The organism is Bacillus sp. JJ1532, assembly GCF_036965085.1.
Classification (GTDB): Bacteria; Bacillota; Bacilli; order Bacillales; family Cytobacillaceae; genus Cytobacillus.
Genome location: NZ_JBALOW010000016.1, coordinates 249,522 through 252,835, shown reverse-complemented (window position 1 = coordinate 252,835; position 3,314 = coordinate 249,522). Strand labels below are relative to the sequence as shown.

At 35.8% G+C, this 3,314-nt stretch carries 4 protein-coding genes; 2 read left to right on the top strand and 2 right to left on the bottom strand.

What is annotated here, in order from left to right; translation table 11 throughout:
• Positions 1-189 (top strand): hypothetical protein (locus tag V7122_RS08225; protein WP_335526301.1); only part of this gene is annotated, 189 nt, incomplete at its 5' end.
• A 111-nt stretch (positions 190-300) separates the two neighbouring features.
• Here V7122_RS08225 and V7122_RS08220 read toward each other — a convergent pair.
• The gene (locus V7122_RS08220) at positions 301-1,272 is read right to left on the bottom strand and encodes an NAD(P)H-dependent flavin oxidoreductase (RefSeq protein ID WP_335526318.1); all 972 of its coding nucleotides are present in this window, start codon (positions 1,270-1,272) and stop codon (positions 301-303) included.
• Between the two features lie 252 nt (positions 1,273-1,524).
• Between V7122_RS08220 and V7122_RS08215 the strand changes: the two genes are divergently transcribed.
• Entirely contained in the window at positions 1,525-2,295 is a 771-nt protein-coding gene (locus tag V7122_RS08215; protein ID WP_335346546.1) for a tRNA threonylcarbamoyladenosine dehydratase, read from the top strand.
• Between the two features lie 226 nt (positions 2,296-2,521).
• On the opposite strand, the gene V7122_RS08210 is transcribed toward V7122_RS08215, so the two are convergent.
• Entirely contained in the window at positions 2,522-3,310 is a 789-nt protein-coding gene (locus tag V7122_RS08210; protein WP_335526316.1) for a GNAT family N-acetyltransferase, read from the bottom strand.
• Positions 3,311-3,314 lie beyond the last annotated feature (4 nt).

Sequence of the window (3,314 nt, the reverse complement as noted above, 5' to 3'; positions counted from 1 at the left end):
TTGCCCCGATCAGTCATCATTCGTTCGATCTGGTGCCCATTGAAGGTGAAAATTGCCATGATCGGTCAACAGTCGCTCCATCTGGTGCCCGCTGAAGGGGAGAATTATTATGATCAGTCATCAGTCACTTCATCTGCTGCCCGTAGAAGTGGAAAATTGCCCCGATCGGTCAACAGTCGCATCATCTGATGCCTGCTGCAGGTGAAAATTGCTCAGCTACTTTTTTAAAAATAATAAAGTCTATAATTTGTTTTTTAAGACAGAAAAAAGCCTGAAGAATGACAGGCTTGAAGGATTTATTTATTTTACAGCTAAATATTCATCTGTAATATTTTTTATGATTGTATGAACAGGCAATATTTTCTTAATTTCAGAAACTCTCGCGCCAGCGAATACGAGGCCATTTTCTACGTCCCCGCCTACGGATTTTAATAGTGAATCTAGTGTACAAAAGCGGTAGGAGCAGTTTTTTAAACAATCATGGCATTTATCGATTTTTAATTTTCCGGTTCCTGAAATTAAATCGGTAAACTTGTTCTTAATGGCTCTTCCTTGCAGGCCAACCGTGGTTTTAACTAGGATCGTATCTTCTTTTTGTGCATTCACATATTTTTCTTTAAAGGCTAATGGGGCGTCACATTCCTCACTGGCAACAAACCTTGTACCCATTTGTACCCCGGAAGCTCCCATTTGAATTGCTCTAGCTATATCTTCTCCGGTTAATATTCCACCGGCTGCAATGACTGGAATGTTTACGGCTTCAACTACTTCTGGAAGGATTTCAAATAAAGGACGGTCTGTTCCTAAATGGCCGCCCGCTTCGCATCCTTCAACAACAACAGCAGACGCTCCTAATCTTTCAGAAAGTCTTGCTAGCTTAGCTGTAGAAACAATCGAAATAACTGGAGTTCCACTTTCTTTTCCCCAGGAATACATATCGCGTGAAATTCCTGCACCTGAAATAATAAAATCTACTTTTTCTTCTATTGCAGCCTTCATTTTTTCGGCAAAATCATTCATTGCAAATAATACATTAACGCCAATATAACCTTTTCCAATGATCTTTTCCTTTGCCTTTCTAATATGAAACTTTAGTTCATCTGTTGAAATTCCTGTTCCTGATATAATTCCAATCCCACCTGCGTTTGCAACAGCTGATGCAAGCCCGCTCAGTGAAATGCCAACACCCATACCTCCTTGAAGGATGGGAACTTTCGGTTCCATATGGCCAATTTTTAATTGTGGTAAGTTCAAAGTATAACCCCATTTCAATTGTTTAGGAATGATTTGGTTCATGCTTTATTAAAGTATCATGGTTATTATTAAAAAGCTGTGATTAATATTACTAGGTACTAATAGTTACTATTAATTTTTTGATTAATTTGTAAAAAATTAATCATTTTATTCCTATGGAGATACTTATTTTTTATAAAAAGTATGGTATATTCAATATCGGGAAAAACAAAAGTAGAACCCATTTTTATGTTTTTATTAATTTTGAAAGTGTTATGGAGCTGAGAATATATGTTGCATCAATTTTCAAGAAATGAGCTTGCTATCGGTAAAGAAGGGTTAGACATCATGAAGAACAGCACGGTTGCTGTTCTTGGGGTAGGCGGAGTAGGAACCTTCGCTGCAGAAGCGTTAGCCCGGTCAGGTGTTGGGCGTTTAGTATTGGTTGATAAAGATGATGTTGATATAACAAATGTAAATCGTCAGATCATTGCCTTGCTTTCTACTGTAGGACAGCCAAAGGTTGATCTAATGAAAGAGCGGATCAAAGATATTAATCCAGAATGTGAAGTAATCGCTCTGAAAATGTTTTATACAGAGGAAACGTACGAGCAGTTTTTCGAGTATGGTCTTGATTTTGTCATCGATGCATCTGATACCATTTCTTATAAGATTCATCTAATGAAGGAATGCTTAAAAAGAAATATCCCTATGATTTCAAGCATGGGGGCTGCTAATAAGATGGATCCAACCCGTTTTCAAATTGCTGATATTTCTAAAACCCATACAGATCCAATTGCCAAGGTTATTCGTACTCGCTTGAGAAAAGAAGGAATTCGTAAAGGAATCCCAGTTGTATTTTCAGATGAAAGTCCGATCGTCATCCGTGAAGATGTCAGAAAGGAAGTTGGTAAAAATGATGCTACTATCCGAAAAGCAAAAATGCCGCCTTCCTCCAATGCATTTGTCCCATCTGTAGCTGGATTAGTTATGGCTAGCTATGTTGTCAGACAACTTCTGATAAATATTCAAGTGAATCGTGTGAAAGACGAGAATAAATAATTTAAAAGTACAGTTTATGTTTAACGGGTTCAGTCTCTAGAAGTGCATAACACCAATTCACAACTGAATTCGCACAACAATTCGCATATGTTTTAACAAAAAATTAACAACAGAAAATACAGTCAATTTGGTATAAGTAGTTTAGGTTTGAAATAGAAAATGAGCTTGGAAATAGTATTCCAAGCTCGGTTATTCTATATTGCTTCGCTAATTCTTTAACCAAAATTTAATATCCCTGAATTTCTTTTATGCTTCCTCCCCCTATAAAGGCGTGTCCCATTTTCAGTTTTGCAACGGTCTTAAATCCATATTTTTGATAGACTTTTTCTATTTTTTCGTTAATAGGAAACACCCAAAGGTTTTCTAGCTCCTTCTTAGCAACTTCTGCTTGAATATAATGAATCAATTCACCGATTAATCCTCGTCCCCTGTATTCCTCTAGAGTTGCAACACTTTCCATCCGTGCCTGATTATCATTGATAAAAATACAAGCTGTTGCACAGGCAATTCCATCATACCGAAGTAAATAATGTATAAAACTAGGATGATTAAATTCTACCTCAAAAGCCTTTTCCCTAACTGCTTTGCCTCCAAATTCTGTAATACTGCATTCAATATTTAATGCTTCGGAATAATTCATTTTTGTAACCAATTCAATAGAAATTTCATTGCGTTTTTCCTTTTCCAAAACCTTTTGTTCCCACATTTGAACAGGACTGATTAATTCTTCGAATCCGAAATGATTCAATTTTAGTTGGTTAACTAATTCTTGTTGAGCATCTAAGTTATAAATATAAAATCTAGGTATGATTTTTCTAGAATCATAAAAATTTTTTACTTCATCAATTATTAACTTTGGATTATCAATAGCATCACTAATATGAGCGTGATTTGCATCATAATAATTTGGTTGACTTTCATTGCAAAAAATTGAACCCCAGGACGTTTCTATTCGTTTTGTAAAGGTCTCAAGATATGCAAAATCAAGTAAAAAAACGTCTTTTAAATTTATCATATTT